Origin of the sequence: Streptacidiphilus rugosus AM-16, from assembly GCF_000744655.1 — a bacterium.
Classification (GTDB): Bacteria; Actinomycetota; Actinomycetes; order Streptomycetales; family Streptomycetaceae; genus Streptacidiphilus; species Streptacidiphilus rugosus.
The window spans coordinates 205,316-222,329 of record NZ_JQMJ01000003.1; the positions used below are offsets into that span (position 1 = coordinate 205,316).

Below are 17,014 nucleotides of genomic sequence, written 5' to 3' on the forward strand. Positions count from 1 at the left end.
TGCGACTGGGCGTCAGCGCCAGCTGCGGTGCAGGGCACGGCCTGCCAGGACGCCGGTGAGGTGGCGGAGGTATTCCGCCGAGGCGCCGTGGCCGGACCGGAAGGTGGTGATCGGCTCCGCCGTGACCGCGGTGATCACCTCGCGGATGGTCGGCCTGGCGCCGCCTGCCAGGCGGGACTCCACGCCCGGCAGGCGGATCGGGGCGGGGGTCGCGGCGGTGACCGCGACGCCGCAGGTGCCGGCGGCGCGGTCCACGCGGACCGCCACCGCGCACATCGGGAAGCGGGTGGCGCGGTCGGCCCACTTCTCGAAGCCGCTGACCTCGCCGCCCGGCGGGATCTCCAGAGCGACCACCACCGCGCTCGGCGTCAGCACCGAGCCCAGCAGCTCCGCAGGCACCGTCCGGCGGCCCGACGCGTCGGCCACGGTCACCGTCGCGCCCAGGGCCACCGCCGCGACCGGCAGGTCCGTCGCCCGGGCCGGGCCAGGGCGGTCGGCGACGAGGTTGCCGCCGACCGTGGCCCGGTTGCGGACCTGGGCGTCGTCGTTGGCGCGGGCCGCCTCCGCCAGGGCCGGGGCCAGCCGCAGCACCTCGGGGTCGGAGGCCAGCTCCGACAGCGTGGTGCTCGCGCCGACCCGCAGACCGCCTCCCGCCGCCCCGGGGGTGATCCCGCGCAGTTCGTCGATCGTGGACAGGTCCACCAGGATCGGCGTCTCCGTCTCGCCGGTCGCCAGACCGACCAGCAGGCTCTGCCCGCCGCCGAGCGGCAGGCCGCCGGTGGCCTCCAGCAGCGCGACGGCCTCGCCCACCGAGGCCGGGCGGGCGTAGTCGAATCGGGTCAGGATCATGGCGCCACGCCTTCCGGGTTCAGCTGCCGCCAGACCTTCTCCGGTGTGAGCGGCATGTCCAGGTGCTGTACGCCCAGGTCGGCGAGGGCGTTGACGACCGCGTTGACCACGGCCGCCGCCGGGGGCACCGTCGCGATCTCGCCAGCGCCCTTGGCGCCGAGCGGGTTGTGCGGGGTCGGCGTCTCGGTGCGGTCCAGCTGGAAGAAGGGCACGTCCGCGGCGCGCGGCAGCGCGTAGTTGCGGAAGTCCGCGGTGACCAGGTTGCCCTGCTCGTCGTAGACGGCCTGCTCCATCAGCGCCTGGCCGAAGCCGTGCACGATGCTGCCCTCGATCTGGCCCTTGACGATGGTCGGGTTGCCCACGAAGCCGGCGTCGTCGACGGCGGTGTAGGACACGACCTCGGTCTGGCCGGTGAGTTCGTCCACCTCGACGACGGCCACGTGGGTGCCGAAGGGGTAGTTGAAGTCCGGCGGGTCGAAGAAGGTCGTCTCGTCGATGGTCGGCTCGATCTCCGGGGGGAGGTTCCAGCCGTACCAGAGCGCCATGGCCAGGTCCGCGAAGGTCTTGGACTGGGTCTCGCGCTCGCCCTGGACGAAGATGACGCCGTCCTCGCCGTAGACCACCTTGTCCACGTCGACCTGGAACAGCGCGGCCGCGGCCCGGCGCATCTTCTCCTTGACCTTGCGCGCGGTCAGCGCCAGCGAGGGGCCGGCCATGCTGAACGAACGGCTGCCGTAGGTGCCCTGGCCGTAGGGGGCGCGCAGCGTGTCCGCCTCCATGACCTGGACCTGGGCCGGGTCGATGCCCAGCTCGTCGGCGACCACCTGGGCGTAGACCGTGTAGTGGCTCTGCCCGGTGGACGCCGAGCCGACGGTGGCGCTGACCTCGCCGGTCGGGTGGACCCGGATGTTGGAGCTCTCCCAGGTGCCGCCCAGCATGCCCTCCTGCGACATCCGGGTGGACGGGCCCACGCCGCAGATCGCGACGTAGCAGGCGATGCCGACGCCGAGCCGCTTGCCCCGGCCGCGGGCCTCCGCCTTGCGCTCGTCCATGTCGGTGTAGCCCGCCAGCTCGAGGGCCTTGTCGAAGTTCTCCCGGTAGCTGCCGGAGTCGTAGGTCCAACCGAGCCCGTTCTCGTACGGGAAGGCGTCGTTCGGCACCAGGTTCTTCCGCCGCACCTCGGCCGGGTCCATGCCGATCTCGGTGGCGTAGCGGTCGACGAGGCGCTCCATCAGGAAGGTGGCCTCGGCCCGTCCCGATCCGCGCTGCGCGCCCAGCGGGACGGTGTTCGTGAAGGCCACGTAGACCTCGCAGAAGGCGGCCGGGATCTGGTACATCCCGCTGATGCTGCGGCCCATCAGCGCGGTGGCGACACCGGGGCCGATGGTCGAGGGGTACGCGCCCAGGTTGGCGTAGCTGGTGCAGTGCAGACCGGTGATCCGCCCGTCCCTGGTGCCGGCGAGCGTGACGTGCTGCCGGTGGTCGCGGCCCTGGACGGTGGAGCGCATCAGCCCGGTGCGGGTGTCGACCCACTTGACCGGCCGGCCCAGCATCTTGGAGAGCAGCAGCACCAGGGCCATGTCCGGGTACAGGTAGCCCTTGGTGCCGAAGCTGCCGCCGACGGTGGGCGCGATCACCCGCAGCTTGTTGAAGGGGATGCCCAGCACCAGCGCCGCCAGCAGGAAGCGGTGGTTGTGCGGGCCCTGCGTGGAGGCGTAGAGGGTGTAGTCGTCGGTGGCGGCGACGTAGTGTCCGACCGCGCCGCGCGGCTCCATCGGGGAGTTGATGGTGCGCTGGTTGACCAGGTCGAGCTCGACCTTCACCTCGGCATCGGCCAGGGCCCGCTCGGTGGCCTCCTTGTTCCCGCAGGTCCAGTAGGCGTTGAGGTTGCCGGGCACCGCCTCGTGCAGCTGCGGTGCGCCCTCGGCGATCGCGTCGTCCGCCCTGGTGACCACGGGCAGCAGCTCGTAGTCCACCCGGATCGCCTTGAGCGCCGCGTGCGCCTGCCAGGCGGTCTCCGCGACCACCGCGGCGATCTGGTCGCCGACATGGCGCACCCGGTCGCCCGAGAGCAACGGCCGGGAGCCCGGCAGTCCGTAGGGGTGCGGCGGGAAGTGGCTCTCCACCCCGCCGGGGATCCAGATGCACGGCAGCGGCATGACGTTGGCGAAGTCCGCCGCCGTGACCACCTTCAGCACACCCGGCATCGCCTCGGCGGCGCTGGTGTCGATCCCCTTGATCAGCGCATGGGCGTGCTCGCTGCCCAGGATCGCCATGTGCGTCATCCGCGGCAGCTCCACGTCCGCGATGAACGTGGCCTCTCCGCGCAGCAGTTGCGGGTCCTCGCGGCAGTCGCTCGCCACGCCGAGGACGCGTCGTCCTGCACTCATCTCCGGTCCACCTCCCTCTTCTCCGACCGGTCCCTCAGCTGCCGGCGGCCGGGACGGCGACCGAGGCGGCGGCGACGCCCTGGGCGCCGCGAACGATGCTGTGGTAGCCGGTGCACCGGCACAGGGTGCCGGTGAGCCACTCGCGGATGCGCTCCTCGGAGGGCTCCTTCTCCCGCTCCAGCAGGTCGCGCAGCGACATCACCACCCCGGGGGTGCAGAAGCCGCACTGGGTGCCGTGCTCCTTGCGCAGCGACTCCTGGACCGCGTCCAGGCCGCCCTCGGGGGCGACGCCCTCGATCGTGGTGACCTCGTGGGCCTCCGTCTGCACGGTCAGCACCAGGCAGCTCTTGACCGAGAGCCCGTCGAGCTGGACCACGCAGGTGCCGCACTGACCGGTGTCGCAACCCACCTTGGTCCCGGTCAGCCCCAGCTCGTCGCGGAGGGTCTCGACGAGCAGCCGCTGCGGCTCGACGTCCGTCTCCACGGTCTTGCCGTTCACTCTCAACGACACCTTCACGGTGGACACCCCACTCACGCGGACAGCTGCTTGACGAAGGTCTCCGCCAACGCGCGGGACGAGTAGGGGTTCTGACCCGTGGTGAGGTTGCGGTCCACCACCACGTGGGAGTCCCAGATCAGCTCGGCCTTCTCGTAGCGGGCGCCGAGCCGGGTCAGCTCCACCTCGAGGATGAAGGGCAGCCGGCCGGCCATGCTGGTGACCAGCTCCTCGCTGTGCGAGAAGGCCGTCATCCGGTAGCCCTCGAAGGGCCAGTGCCCCTCGCCGTCGCGCAGTGCCAGCAGCGAGGTGTGCCCGTGGCAGACGGTGGCCAGCGGCTTGTCCGTCGCCAGCCACCAGCGCAGCAGCTGCGCCAGCTCGTCGGACTTGGGCAGGTCGCCGATGGCGCCGTGGCCACCGCTGACGTAGACGCCGTCGTACTGGGCCAGCGAGTCCTGGGTCAGCGACTCGATCGCCAGCGGCCGCTTCAGCTGCGCGGCGCCCTCGACGACGCGGACGTACTCGGCCGCGTTCTCGGCGTCGTGGTTCTCACTGCCCTGCGGACGGACCCACTGCAGGAACTCGGGGTCGATGCTCGTCAGGTCGACCGTCGGGGAGGCCCCGCCGACGGTGGCGACGTCCACCTCGTAGCCGTGCTCACGGAAGATCTGGTAGGGCACCACGAACTCCTCCGCCCAGAAACCGGACGGGTGCAGCTCGCCGTCGAGCAGGTGCAGGGTGGCCTTGGCCGTCATGATCACGAGAATCTTCATGTCTGCCTTCCCCTTCGGAACCATTGCCTGATTGCCTGATGCGGTGCGGCTTCTGTCGATGGCTCCGCTCCCGCTATTCGGCGGAGCGGTATTCGAGCTAGATTCCAGCACGGCTGCAGGCGGCAATCGAGCGACCGTGCGGATTCCCCGACTACTTAGTCAACTGCGTTCTGGAGCAGGGCCTTGCGGTAAATGTCGCGCACCTGGAGACAGGCCGACTCCCAGGAGAACGCGCACTGCGCCCTGGCCCGGCCCGCCGCTCCCATCGAGGCCGCGAGCGCCCGGTCGGCGAGCAGCCCGTTGACCGCTTCGGCCAGCTCGGCGGCGTAGGCCTCCGGGTCGGGATCGGGCTTCACCAGCAGTCCGGTGAGGCCGTCGGCGACCACCTCGGGGATGCCGCCGGTGGCGGTGCCCACCACGGCCGTGCCACAGGCCATCGCCTCCAGGTTGACCAGTCCCAGCGGCTCGTAGACGGACGGGCAGACGAACACGTCGGCCAGGGTCAGCAGCCGGCGGAGGGTGGGGACGTCCAACTGCTCGCGGATCCACAGCAGGTCGCAGCCGGAGGCACGGACCCCGTCCGCGAGCGCCTCGAACTCGGCCGCGATCTCCGGGGTGTCCGGCTCGCCCGCGCAGAGCACCAGCCTGGTCCCCGGCAGCAGCCGCGGCGCGGCCCGCAGCATCCGGTCCAGGCCCTTCTGCCGGGTCAGCCGGCCCACGCAGACCACCGTCGGCGGACCGGCCCGCACGTCCAGCCGGTTGGGCCGGTGGTCGGGCCGGTAGACGGAGGTGTCGATGCCGTTGTGGACCACGCTGACCCGCGCGGGGTCGAGCGCGGGCCAGAGCCGCAGCAGGTCGTCCCGCATCGCCGCGGAGACCGCGACGACGTGGTCGGCCGAGGTCAGCGCCACGTCCTCGGCGAAGGCCGAGACCGCGTAGCCGCCGCCCAGCTGCTCCTGCTTCCAGGGCCGCAGCGGCTCCAGGCTGTGCGCGGTGACCACGTGCGGGACGCCGTGGCGCAGCTTGGCCAGATGGCCGCCGAAGTTGGCGTACCAGGTGTGGCTGTGCACCAGGTCGGCGCGCTCGGCGGCGCGGGCCATGGCCAGGCCCACCTCCAGCGCGGCCAGCGCCGGGTCGCCCTCGGGCATCGGGTGCGCGACCACGCCCGGCGCGTCCCTCGGCCGTCCGAAGCAGTGCACCTCCAGGTCGACGAGCGGAGCCAGACCGCGCGCCAGGAAGTCGACGTGGACGCCCGCGCCGCCGTAGACCTCCGGCGGGAACTCCCTGGTCAGCAGATGCACACGCATGTCCGCCCCACCTCCTCACACCCATCGCAGCAGGTCGCGCACCCCGGAGAGGCTGACGCCCGCGGGGTAGCGCGCCGCCTCGGTGATCCGCACCTTCGGCGAGGCGTGCACCCCGCGCAGCCTGGCCCCGGGCGGCACCTGCACCTCGTCGCCGAGCGCGCAGTAGTCGCTGAGGTGCACCGGCCTCTCCAGCGTGGAGCGGACGTCGACCATGCAGCCGAGGAAGACGTCGCTGAGCCGCGCGCCGGGACCGATCACGGTGTGGTCGCCGCAGGCGACGCCGCGCAGCACGCAGTCCTGGCCGATGTCGGCCCCGTCGCCGATGTCGGACTCCATCAGGGTCACCCCGGGACCGATCTCGACGTCCCTGCCGATCCTGACGCCTGGACCGATCCTGACGCTGCCGTCACTGATCTTGTCGGCCAGGGTGCGGCCGCTGACCGGGTCCTTCATCTCCAGGCTGGTCTCGTGGATGCGGACGCTGTCGGACCGCCACGGCTGCGGGTCGAGCCCGGCGCTGAGCAGCGGATAGCGGTCGAGCAGCACGTCCTTGAGGGTGTCCAGGTAGGCCGGCGGGCTGCCCAGGTCGCCGAAGCGGCGGATCGGGTGGGTCAGCACCCGGTGACCGGCGGCGACCAGGTAGGGCAGCAGGTCGCCGCCCCAGTCCAGCCTGACCCGCGCCATCGCGGCCAGCGCCGGGTCGGTGGCGGCCATCCGCAGCCGGTGGCAGTCCACCAGGTACATCCCGGTGTTGGTGTGCACCCGGCCGTCGGGGTCGGCCCGGCCCATCGCGCGGGCCTCGGCCCAGCTGGGCTTCTCCACGAAGCGCCGCAGCACTCCGTCGGCCCCGGCCTCCAGGACGCCGTAGGTGCCCGCCGCGGTCTCCGCCGGGCGCAGCACCGAGGCGACGGTGACCACCGCGCCCGCGTCCAGGTGCGCCCGGACCAGCGGTTCCAGGTCGAAGTCGAAGACCGAGTCGGTCGGCACGACCAGCGCCAGGCCGCTCAGGTCCCAGTAGTCCAGGCACCGCAGGGTCGCCTCGCCGCTGCCGGTGTTGCCCTGGTCGAAGCGGGCCCTGGAGTAGCGCACGGCCGCGCCGAAGCGTTCGCCGTGGCCCAGCACGCCCTTGGTCTGGGCCCGGTTCTCGCGCCCGTTGGCCACCACGTAGAACTGCCGGACGCCGAGGCGCCCGAGGCTGGTGACCGTCCACTCGATGAGCGGCCGTCCCGCGACGGAGACGGCCGCCTTGCTTCTGAGGTAGTCGTCGGAATTCAAGGTGATCGGCCTGGCCCTTATCCCCTGGCCGCCGGCGAGCGCTATTGCCGAGACTGATTCCATTTCCCCCACCGCCCTTAGTCGAGAACCATGTTCGCCAGTCGTCGGAATCCGGTGGCCAGAGAATGTTTCGGCCGTGCTTCGGAAAAGATCCGAACTCCGGCCAGCTGCGACATTTCCAGGGCGTAGGGCAGCGGGAGCGCGGCGACGCCGTGGGCGCGCTCCGCCCGCTCGCCGGCCTGCTGGGGGTCCTCCTCGGTGGCGACCATGTTGACGACCAGGGCACGCGCGCAGCCCAGCCGTCGGACCACGGACTCGGCCTCCTCGGTGCCCGGCAGGTCCACCATGTCGGCGCGGACCACGGTCACCAGGACGTCGGCGCAGGCCATCGCGGTCACCGTCTCGTTGTTGAGCCCGGTGTGGGTGTCCAGCAGCAGCACGTCCAGGGAGTGACACTCGATCAGCCGCCGGAACCCCTCGGGCAGCAGGCCGACGTCGTAGCCGGCGGCGAGGATCTGCGCCAGCGGGCAGGAGGCGGTCCTGGCCGGGACCAGCCACAGCCCCGGTGGGCCGACCGGGGTGGCGGCGGCCTCGATCTCGCAGCGGCCCAGCAGGTAGTCGCCGAGCGAGAGGCCCTCGGCGGGGAGGCCGAAGAGGGCCTGCAGGGTGGGCGAGTGCAGGTCGGTGTCGACCATGGCGACCCGCGCGCCGGCCTGGGCCAGCAACTGGGCCAGGTTCGCCACGACGGTGGACTTGCCGGTGCCGCCGCGGAAGGAGTGCACCACGACGGTCCGCGCGCTGCCGCGCCTGCCGCCCTCCAGCCGGCCGTGCACGCCGCTGTTCACGCCGACGCCCGTCACGCCGCCACCGCCTGGGCGCGCGGGGCGGCGTCGCGTCGCACCACCATCATGGTCACGTCGTCGTGCTGCTCGCCGCCGCCGGTGTGCTCCACCACCGCCCGGCCGACCCGGTCCAGCAGCTCCCTGCCGTCGGCGGCGGGCTCGGTGAGCAGGGCCAGCATCGCCTCCTCGCCGAGGAAACGGCCGTCCGGGCAGCGGGCCTCGGGCACGCCGTCGGTGTAGACGAAGAGAGTGTCGCCCGGCTCCATGTGGGCGTAGCCGAGCGAGAAGGTGCTGTCGGGGAGCAGCCCGACGGCCGGTCCGGTCACCTCCAACGCCGAGAGCTCGCCGCTCTCCTGGGCGATCAGCCGGGGCGCGTTGTGGCCGCCGTTGATGTAGACCAGGCTGCCGGTGGCCGGGTCGAGCACGCAGAAGAAGAGCGTGGCGAAGTAGCCCTGCCGCAGGTGGTTACGGGTCAGGTAGTGGTTGGTGCCGAGCACCGCGTTCATCATCGGGGTCACCCCGACCGGGTACAGGGCGCCCAGGTCCTGCCCGCCGGCGACCAGGTGCTGCAGCCCGCTGTACTCGGCGGTGTGCCGCAGCAGCGTCCGGATCAGCGCCATGAACAGGGCCGAGCCGACGCCCTTGTCGCAGACGTCGGCCACCACCAGGGCCAGGCGCCGGCGGTGGACCAGCTCGAAGACGTCGTAGAAATCGCCCGCGACCTGACGGGCGGGGCGGAAGCTGACCTCGATGTCCCACCCCGCGGGGGTCGGCAACTGCTCGGGCAGGAATCCCGCCTGGATCTCCCTGCCGATCTCCAGCTCCCGCTCGTAGCTCATCCGCTCCGCGTGCGCGTGGGCACGGGCCCGCTCCGAGCAGTCCTGCAGCCGGGACCTGACCAGGGCGGGCAGGAAGGGCGGCACCAGGAAGTCGTGGCCGCGCCTGACGTGGTCCTCCAGCGCCTCGAAGCCGTCCTCCGCGTAGACCAGCACGATCGGCACCGGGCGCCCGGTCAGCCGCAACCGCTGGGCGACCGCCGCCACCGAGACGGGCGGCACTCTGGCGGGGGCCATCAGCACCTCCACCTTGGGCAGCTCCGCGAGCGGCAACGAGAGCAGTTCGGCAAGGCCACAGCCGACGACGCCCACCCCCTCCGACTCCAGACTCGCCAGCAGGCTGTGCGGCGGGCGCGGGAGTGCATCGAGCATCAGGACCGTGACTACTGACATGAGAGGGCGTACCTCCTGGGCGTCGACGCCTCGTGCGGGCGTCAGCGGCGGACCGCGAGGGTGCAGACGTTCCTGTCGTCGAGCCGGGCGTACTCGAACTCGTCCGCACTGGTGAGCGCGAGATGGATGCCGAGGCCGCCGATCGGCCTGGCGTGGGCGGGCAGCCCCGGATCGGGCCGCCGCCAGCGGCTGCGCGGGTCGAAGGGCGGCGCCTGGTCGCTCAGCCGCACCCGGACCAGGTCGGCGGTCACCTCGCCGGAGACGGCGAGGTCGCCGGGACGGCCCCGGTAACCGTGGATCACGGCGTTGGTGGCCAGTTCGTCGACGGCCAGCCGCAGCCGGTAGCGCGCCGGTTCGGCCAGCCCGCCCTGCCCGGCCAGTGCGAGGACGAACGCGCTGATCGCCCCCAGTGAGCCGAGCGAGGCGGGCACCCGCAGCACGGGTGCCCGCTCGCCCACCACGACCTGCTCAGCCATCGCTGAGCTGGACGCTGCGGTCGAGGCCGGCGGCGCGGATCACCCGCGTCACGGCCTCGTTGGCGCCCACGACCCTGATGTCCACGCCCCCGCCCATCTTCTGCCGGGCGAAGACCAGGGACCGCAGACCGGCGCTGGCCATGTAGCCGACCTTGGTCATCCGGATCTCCACGGTGCCGAGACCACGGGCCGCGGCCTTCTCGATGACCTCGTGGAACTCGGCGGCGGTGGAGGCGTCCAGCTCTCCCGCCAGTTCGATCACCGAGGTGTCGGCGGAGCTGCTGTACGAGATGGACAGTGGCATGTCGGTCAACCCTTCTGTGCGTCAGGCGTTGTGTTCCAGTTCGGACGTCGTGCGGCGGGGCTCAGCTCTCGTTCGGCACCCGGCCCACCAGGACCACCACCGAGCGCGGTCCGGCCAGGTAGCTGCCGGGGTTCTCCAGCGCCGGCTCGCTGCCGGGCGCGTGCGCGCCCTGCGGCCCGGTGAGCGAGGTGTCCACGGCCAGGTGCCAGACCCGGCCGCCAGGAAGCTGCGGCAGCTCCAGGTCGTGCGCGTCCCAGTGGGCGTTCATGGCCGTGTAGACGCAGTCGTCGTCGCCGACCGAGGTCCGCATCACCGCCAGCAGCCGGCTGTACTCGGACCAGTCCGGCTGCCAGGCCCACTCGCCGTGCCAGCTGATGTCCGGCATCACGTCGCCCTCGGGCACGTCGCCGTAGGGGTGCTCGGGGACCCGCAGAACCGGGTGGGCCGCCCGCAGCGCGATCAGCTGTCTGGTGAACTCCAGCAGTTCCGCGTTGCTCTCGGCCATGCCCCAGTCCAGCCAGGAGAGCTCGTTGTCCTGGCAGTAGGTGTTGTTGTTGCCCTGCTGGGTGCGGCCGAACTCGTCACCCGCCAGCAGCATCGGCACGCCCTGGCTGGTCAGCAGGATGGCGAGGGCGTTCTTGGCCTGCCGCAACCGGAGCGCGTTGACGCCCGGGTCGTCGGTCGGCCCCTCGGCCCCGCAGTTCCAGCTGTTGTTGTCGTTGGCGCCGTCGCTGTTGTGCTCGCCGTTGGCCTCGTTGTGCTTGTCGTTGTAGCTGACCAGGTCGGCGAGGGTGAATCCGTCGTGCGCGGTGAGGAAGTTGATCGAGGCGTGGGTGCCGCGCCCCGCGTACAGGTCGGGCGAGCCGGCGATCCTGGTGGCGAGCTCGGGCACCATGCCGCTGTCGCCCTTGAGGAAGCGCCGCACGGCGTCCCGGTACTTGCCGTTCCACTCCGCCCAGCGGCCGTAGGCGGGGAAGTTCCCCACCTCGTACAGGCCGCCGGCGTCCCAGGCCTCGGCGATCAGCTTGGTGTTGCGCAGCACCGGGTCGTAGGCCAGCAGCTCCAGCAGCGGCGGGTTGGCCAGCGGGGTGCCGTCCTCGGCCCGGCCCAGGATCGCGGCCAGGTCGAAGCGGAAGCCGTCGACGTGGAAGTCGGCGACCCAGTGCCGCAGGCAGTTGAGCACGAACTCGCGCACCACCGGGTGGTTGCAGTTGACCGTGTTCCCCGTGCCGCTGAAGTTGTAGTAGTAGCCCTCGCTGGTGAGCATGTAGTAGGTGGCGTTGTCCAGGCCCCTGAAGGAGATGGTGGGGCCCTGCTCGTTGCCCTCCGCGGTGTGGTTGAAGACCACGTCCAGGATCACCTCGATCCCGGCCGCGTGCAGGTCCTTGACCAGTGTGCGGAACTCGTCCGACTGCATGCCCCAGCGCCCGGTCGCCGCGTAGCCGGCCTTGGGGGCCATGTACCCGACGGTGTTGTAGCCCCAGTAGTCGAGCAGCGGCTCGCCGGTCTCCGGGTGGCTGTTGGGGTTGTCCCACTCGTCGAACTCGAAGATCGGCATCAGCTCCACGCAGTTGATCCCGAGCTCCTTCAGGTACGGGATCTTCTCGCGCAGCCCGGCGAAGGTGCCGGGGGCCGCCACCCCCGAGGAGGGGTGGCGGGTGAAGCCGCGGACGTGCGTCTCGTAGACGACCAGGTCCTCGGTCGGGATCCGGGGCGGGGTGTCCCCGCCCCAGTCGAAGTCGTCCAGTCCGATCCTGGCCCGGTACTGGTAGGGGTCGGAACGGTCGGGCTGCCTGCCCCACACGTCCCGGCCCGCGATGATCCGCGCGTACGGGTCGCTGAGCACCTTGCGCGGGTCGAAGCGGTGGCCCCTGGCCGGGTCGAACGGGCCGTCGGCCCGGTAGCCGTACTCGATGTTCTCGTGGTCGAGGCCGAAGACCGTCATCGAGAAGATGGAGCCGGTGCGGAACTCCTCCGGGTACTCCAGCTCCGCGTAGGGCTCGGGCTCCCCGCGCTTGAACAGCACCAGCGTCATCGCCGTGGCCTGGTCGGAGTAGACGGCGAAGTTCACCCCGCCCGGGACCAGCGTGGCCCCGAGCGGGAAGGGCCGGCCGGCCCGGACGCCGAACTCGCCGATCCGGTGGGTCGGGTAGGAGTCGATCCGGTGCACCGCCTCCATGGCGCTCATCGCCCGTCCTTTCGCGCTTCGCCGCTCATCGCAGCACCCTGGAAGGGGCCGTCTCCGACTCCTCGAAGAAGTCGAGGAAGCCGGTGACCGACATGACGAACCGCAGTTCCTCGCTGAGCCCGGTCAGCCGGACCGCGGCCGAGCTGCGCTGGGCCTCGCGGTAGACGACCAGCAGGGTCCGCAGGCCCGCGCTGGACACGTACTCCACCTTGCCCAGGTCGATGACCAGGGTCTTGCCCTTGGACTGGTCGAGCAGCGGCAGCAGCCGGTCCAGCAGCCCGGCCGAGGTCGCGCTGTCGATCTCGCCGTCGAGCTCCGCGATGGTGCCCTTGCGGCCGTTACGGATCTTCAGGTCGAGCGTCATCACGCACTCCTGTCCGGGCGGTCCACCGGGGTGAGCGTGACCTTGACCTTCACCCGGTCGTCGCCCTCGGGCAGGGTCACGGTCAGCGCCTCGGCGTCGAAGTCGGTGTGCTCCTTGCCCTCGATCTCCACGCCGGTGATCCGCACCGAGCCGGCCGGCAGCAGGTCGGGGGAGACCCGCAGCACCCGGCCGGGCAGGCCGTTCGGGGTCGGCTTGAAGTGGAAGTCCATCGCCCGGCCGCGGATCAGCAGGTTGTTGTAGACCGCCGCGAGGTAGCAGAGCTCGGCGGAGTGGTACATGCTCATCGAGTGGCTGCCCTTGAGCCGCTCCGTGCCCAGCAGGTACGGCATGCCGCCGGCCAGCACGTTGAAGTAGACGGCTCCCTCGTCGTGGTCGAGGAAGAAGGCGTTGTAGAAGGACTCCGCCTGGCGCGCCTCGCGCTCGTAGGCGCCCTTGCCGGTGACCCCGCCCAGGATCAGGTAGGCGAGGATCGCCTGTTCCTGCTGCCACCAGGCCTTGCGGTCGTGCCAGGCGAAGCGGTGGTGGTCCTCGCCCTCGTTCTTGAGCCGCTCGACCACGTCGTACCAGCCGCCGCGCTGCTGGTCGCTGCCGGCCGCCGGCATCAGCTCGGCGATCTGGCCGGCCAGGTCGGCGTACTCCGGCTTGGACCGCAGCGAGTTCATCCGCATCAGGTTCCAGGCGATCTTCAGGTTGTGCCCGACCACCGCGCGGTTCTGCTGCCAGCCGTGCTCGGTGTCGTGCGACCAGTCGCGGTGGAAGCGCTCCTGCACGAACGGGGAGGACTTGTAGTCGGGGAAGTGCTCGACGATGGTGTCGAAGGTCTGCTCCAGGAAGTCCGCGTAGCCCTGCTCGCCGGTGGCCAGGTAGAGGTTGATCAGGTACGCGGGGGCGTGGTCGCCCACCGAGTTCCAGTTCTTCCGCTCCTTGTTCTCGCCCAGCGACTCGTGGTCCGCGGTGAACAGGATCGGGTCGACGTGCGAGTAGTAGCCGCCCAGCTCCGGGTCGTGGAAGAACTTCTCGAAGAGCCGGATGGTGGCGTCCGCGTCCGCCTTGATCTGCGGGTCACCGGTGATCCGGTACGTCTGCACCGGGCCGGCCAGTGCGTAGATCTGCTCGTACATCGGGATCGCGTCGTAGTCGTCGGAGAACTCCGAGCTGAACAGCTTCCGCTCGCTGGCCCCGTCGATGCTGACGCCGTGGTACCAGTAGACGACGTCGTCCTCGGTGTCGACCACGCGCATGTGCTTGCGCAGGTACTCGGTGCCGCGCTCGGCGACCTCCAGGTACTCGTCCTTGCCGGTGAGCAGGTAGGCCGAGGCCATGCCGTAGACCAGCCGGGAGATGGTGTCGGTCTCCTGCACGTGGCTGGAGCCCTTCTCGCCGCCGAGCCTGACCTCGGTCCGGTACTCGTCGAAGTCGACCTCGCCCTCGGGGAACTGGGCCTTGCGGTAGAAGGAGGCCAGCTGCTCGATCTGGCGCACCCACCAGCCGGTCTCCTCGAAGCGGAACTCCTCCGCGCCGCGGCCGAGGAAGACCAGCCGCTTGGCGGCGCAGTGCACCTGGTCCGACTTCGGGTAGAAGATCCCGTAGACGAAGAGGAAGCGGCCCGGCGAGAGCATCTCGTCGATGTGCCCGGAGGCGTCGATGTAGGGCTCGCCCAGGTTGCGGACCAGCTCCGCGCTCGGCTGCTCGGCCAGCGAGACGGTGAACGCCCGGCCGTCGGCGGTGTGCATCCGCAGCAGCCGCTTGTCGGAGTCGAAGTGGTCGATGTAGCCGGCGATCGTGTCGGAGAAGGTGAAGTTCGCCGTGTCCGTCATGACGTGCTCCTTCCGTCGGTTGCTCGCAAGTCCTCGTCGAGCCGGTCGTCGTCCTGGAAGCCCTGGCTGACCTCGACGATCACGCCGTCCGGGTCGCGCAGCCACACGCTGCGCCAGCCGCAGATGAAGTCGTCGAAGCCCATCGGGCCCAACGTGATCTCGGCCGCCTCGCCCATGCCGGCGAGGAAGGCGTCCACGTCCTCGGTCTGGAAGGCGAGATGGCGCATCCGGCCGGGCGCCGCGGGGCCGTCGTCGTGCGCGGCCGCGGCGACCGGTTCGGCGGCCTGGAACAGCTCCAGGTAGGCCTCGCCCCGGCGCAGGAAGACGATCTCCGAGTCGCCGAGGTCGACCACCCTGGCCCGGTCGAAGCCGAACCAGCGGGTGTAGAACTCCTCGGTCGCCTTCTGATCGCGGCAGTTGAGGCCGACGTGCGACCAGCGCATCACCGGGCACCGCCGCTGGTCCCGCCGCGCGCGGAGAGCAGCTCGACGATCCGGCGGGCGAACAGGTGGTGGTGCGCCCCGGTCCGGCCGGTGACCAGGTCGCCGTCGACGACGACGTCCTCGTCCACGTAGTTCGCGCCCATGTTCCTGATGTCGCCGATCAGGTTGTTGTGGCAGACGACCTTCCGGCCGCGCACCTTGTCCGGGATCGAGGCGGCCAGCCACATGCCGTGGCAGATCACGCCCTTGAGCACGCCCTGCTGCTCGAAGGCGCGCCGCAGCAGCTCGGTGGCCGGGGAGAGCCGGTCCACGTCCTCGGTGTAGCGGAGCCGGTCGGCGACCATGCCGGAGGGCACGATCACCGCGCCGTAGCCGCGCAGGTCGGCGTCGGAGAGGCCCTCGAAGCTGCGCTCGACCACGAAGGGCGCGCGGTACTCGTGGCCGGAGAAGGTGATCGACTCCTGGCCCCAGAGCCGGGTGAGGAAGTCGACCTGGGCGCCCTCCTCGGCGAAGCGGTGCTGGTAGTAGAAGATCTCCGGCTCGTAGTAGTCGCTCTCCATGAGCACGGCGATCCGCTGCCCGGTGAGCGGGCCGGGCGCGAGCACGGCGTCAGACACGGGACACTCCCTTGATCATGTCGGCCGCCCGCTCGGCGATCATCACGATGGCGGCGTGGCAGTTGCCGGACGGCACCGCCGGCATCACCGAGGCGTCGACCACGCGCAGCCCCTGGACGCCGTGCACCCGCAGCTCGGGGTCGACGACGGAGAGGTCGTCGACGCCCATCCGGCAGGAGCCGGCCTGGTGGTGGTAGCTCTCGGCGCTGCGGCGGACCCAGGCGCGCAGCGCCTCGCGGTCGCCGACCTCGGGTCCTGGCTGGAGCTCCTGCTTGTACCAGGAGGAGAAGGCCGAGGTGCCGAAGAGGTCCCTGGCCAGCTCGACTGCCTGGACCATCCTCTCCAGGTCCCAGCGGTCGCCGAAGTAGTTCGGGTTGATCAGCGGCGCGGCCAGCGGATCGCGTCCGGCCAGCCGGATCCAGCCCCGCGAGACCGGGCGGACCACGCCGGGCAGGATGGAGACGGTGTTCGGGTGCGACTGGCCCACGATCACGTCGAAGGGCACGTGCACGAAGGCGATCTGCAGGTCCGGCGCGGGCAGGCCGGGCCTGGAGGCCAGGAACAGCGCGCTCTCGGAGAGGTTCTGGTGCGGCGGCGCCAGCTCCTGGCGGACCTCGGCCATCAGGCCCGTCAGCACGTGGTTGTGGAAGTTCTCGCCGACGCCCGGGACGGCGGAGCGGAGCGGGATGTCGAACTGCCGCAGTTGCTCCGGCGCGCCGATGCCGGAGAGCAGCAGCAGCTTGGGCGACTCGATCGCGCCCGCGGCCACGATCACCTCGCGCCTGGCTCGCACCTGCTGCAGGCCCCCGGGCGCGGCCTCGCCCCGCGCGTCCTGGACGATCCGGCCCGCGCCAGGCTCGGGGCGGGCGGGCTGCGCCGACTGGACGTACTCGGCGCCCACACAGCGCTCTCCCTCGAACAGCAGCCTGGTGGTCTGCGCGGCGGTGCGCAGCGTCAGGTTGGGGCGGGCGAGAGCCGGCTCCAGGTAGGCGGCCAGCGAACCCTGGCGGCGGCCGTCGGCCACGTCCAGGTGGTGCCAGCCGGTGCCGAAGAGGCCGCGGTTCGGACCGTCGATGTTGAAGTCGGCGATCTCCTCGTGGCCCAGCTCCACCGCGGCGTCGATGAAGGCGCGGGAGGCCGGGTTGGGCCGGTGCTTCGAGGCGTTGGTGATCCGCTGCGGTCCGGCGGTGCCGGTGGTCGGGGCGGTCACGTCCTCCTGGGACTCGGCGAGCGCGAAGTAGGGCAGCACGTCCTGGTAGGACCAGCCGGCCGCGCCCTGGTAGGCCCAGTTGTCGAAGTCCGAGGCGTGGCCCCGGATGTGCATCATGATGTAGAGGTTGCTGCTGCCGCCCGGCGCCTTGCCGCGCGGCTCGTAGACGCTGCGCCCGTCCAGTCCCGGCTGCGGCACGGTGGTGTAACCCCAGTCGATGGAGCTGCCCAGCAGCCGGTACCAGACCGAGGGGTCGTCGACCTCGGGCGGGATCACGTTCCCGCCGGCCTCCAGCACCAGGACGCTGACGTCCGGGTCCTCGCTGAGGCGGTTGGCCAGCACACCGCCCGCCGCGCCCGCCCCGACGACGATGTAGTCGTACTCCTTTGCGGCTGTCACCTTGGCTCTCCTCC

General features: G+C 71.3%; 16 protein-coding genes. All 16 read right to left on the reverse strand.

Going from position 1 to position 17,014, the window contains the following annotated elements:
* Positions 1-12 precede the first annotated feature (12 nt).
* On the reverse strand, positions 13-849 hold the full coding sequence (locus BS83_RS41375; protein WP_051942607.1) for an FAD binding domain-containing protein: 837 nt from the start codon (positions 847-849) through the stop codon (positions 13-15).
* The gene (locus BS83_RS04340; protein WP_037601169.1) at positions 846-3,239 is read right to left on the reverse strand and encodes a xanthine dehydrogenase family protein molybdopterin-binding subunit; all 2,394 of its coding nucleotides are present in this window, start codon (positions 3,237-3,239) and stop codon (positions 846-848) included. Before BS83_RS04340 ends, BS83_RS41375 begins: the two co-directional genes overlap by 4 nt.
* 34 nt (positions 3,240-3,273) lie before the next feature.
* Complete coding sequence (locus tag BS83_RS04345; protein ID WP_232248045.1) at positions 3,274-3,738, reverse strand: (2Fe-2S)-binding protein; 465 nt, start codon at positions 3,736-3,738, stop codon at positions 3,274-3,276.
* Between the two features lie 32 nt (positions 3,739-3,770).
* A complete protein-coding gene (locus BS83_RS04350) occupies positions 3,771-4,508 on the reverse strand; it encodes a type 1 glutamine amidotransferase domain-containing protein (RefSeq protein WP_037601171.1) in 738 nt (245 codons plus the stop codon).
* Positions 4,509-4,663: 155 nt separating this feature from the next.
* A complete protein-coding gene (gene glgA / locus BS83_RS04355) occupies positions 4,664-5,815 on the reverse strand; it encodes a glycogen synthase (protein WP_037601173.1) in 1,152 nt (383 codons plus the stop codon).
* Positions 5,816-5,830: 15 nt separating this feature from the next.
* Positions 5,831-7,153 carry a sugar phosphate nucleotidyltransferase gene (locus tag BS83_RS04360; RefSeq protein WP_037601174.1) on the reverse strand — a complete coding sequence of 441 codons (1,323 nt, stop codon included), beginning with the start codon at positions 7,151-7,153 and terminating at the stop codon, positions 5,831-5,833.
* A 14-nt stretch (positions 7,154-7,167) separates the two neighbouring features.
* The gene (locus BS83_RS04365; RefSeq protein ID WP_232248047.1) at positions 7,168-7,950 is read right to left on the reverse strand and encodes a MinD/ParA family ATP-binding protein; all 783 of its coding nucleotides are present in this window, start codon (positions 7,948-7,950) and stop codon (positions 7,168-7,170) included.
* Positions 7,947-9,161: a PP2C family protein-serine/threonine phosphatase gene (locus tag BS83_RS04370; protein ID WP_084713131.1), complete on the reverse strand. Its 1,215-nt coding sequence runs from the start codon at positions 9,159-9,161 to the stop codon at positions 7,947-7,949. Before BS83_RS04370 ends, BS83_RS04365 begins: the two co-directional genes overlap by 4 nt.
* A gap of 41 nt (positions 9,162-9,202) precedes the next feature.
* Positions 9,203-9,637: an ATP-binding protein gene (locus tag BS83_RS04375; protein WP_063774090.1), complete on the reverse strand. Its 435-nt coding sequence runs from the start codon at positions 9,635-9,637 to the stop codon at positions 9,203-9,205.
* Positions 9,630-9,941, reverse strand: a complete 312-nt coding sequence (locus BS83_RS04380) for an STAS domain-containing protein (RefSeq protein WP_037601177.1) — start codon at positions 9,939-9,941, stop codon at positions 9,630-9,632. The genes BS83_RS04375 and BS83_RS04380 overlap by 8 nt, the downstream gene beginning before the upstream one ends.
* Positions 9,942-10,002: 61 nt before the next feature.
* The gene (gene glgX / locus BS83_RS04385; protein WP_232248048.1) at positions 10,003-12,129 is read right to left on the reverse strand and encodes a glycogen debranching protein GlgX; all 2,127 of its coding nucleotides are present in this window, start codon (positions 12,127-12,129) and stop codon (positions 10,003-10,005) included.
* 25 nt (positions 12,130-12,154) lie between these two features.
* Complete coding sequence (locus BS83_RS04390; RefSeq protein WP_037601178.1) at positions 12,155-12,493, reverse strand: STAS domain-containing protein; 339 nt, start codon at positions 12,491-12,493, stop codon at positions 12,155-12,157.
* Entirely contained in the window at positions 12,493-14,331 is a 1,839-nt protein-coding gene (locus BS83_RS04395; protein ID WP_037601180.1) for an AGE family epimerase/isomerase, read from the reverse strand. The genes BS83_RS04390 and BS83_RS04395 overlap by 1 nt, the downstream gene beginning before the upstream one ends.
* Entirely contained in the window at positions 14,328-14,774 is a 447-nt protein-coding gene (locus tag BS83_RS04400; RefSeq protein WP_037601182.1) for a VOC family protein, read from the reverse strand. The genes BS83_RS04395 and BS83_RS04400 overlap by 4 nt, the downstream gene beginning before the upstream one ends.
* Complete coding sequence (locus BS83_RS04405) at positions 14,774-15,391, reverse strand: DJ-1/PfpI family protein (RefSeq protein WP_232248049.1); 618 nt, start codon at positions 15,389-15,391, stop codon at positions 14,774-14,776. Before BS83_RS04405 ends, BS83_RS04400 begins: the two co-directional genes overlap by 1 nt.
* Entirely contained in the window at positions 15,384-17,000 is a 1,617-nt protein-coding gene (locus tag BS83_RS04410) for a GMC family oxidoreductase (protein WP_037601183.1), read from the reverse strand. The genes BS83_RS04405 and BS83_RS04410 overlap by 8 nt, the downstream gene beginning before the upstream one ends.
* Positions 17,001-17,014 lie beyond the last annotated feature (14 nt).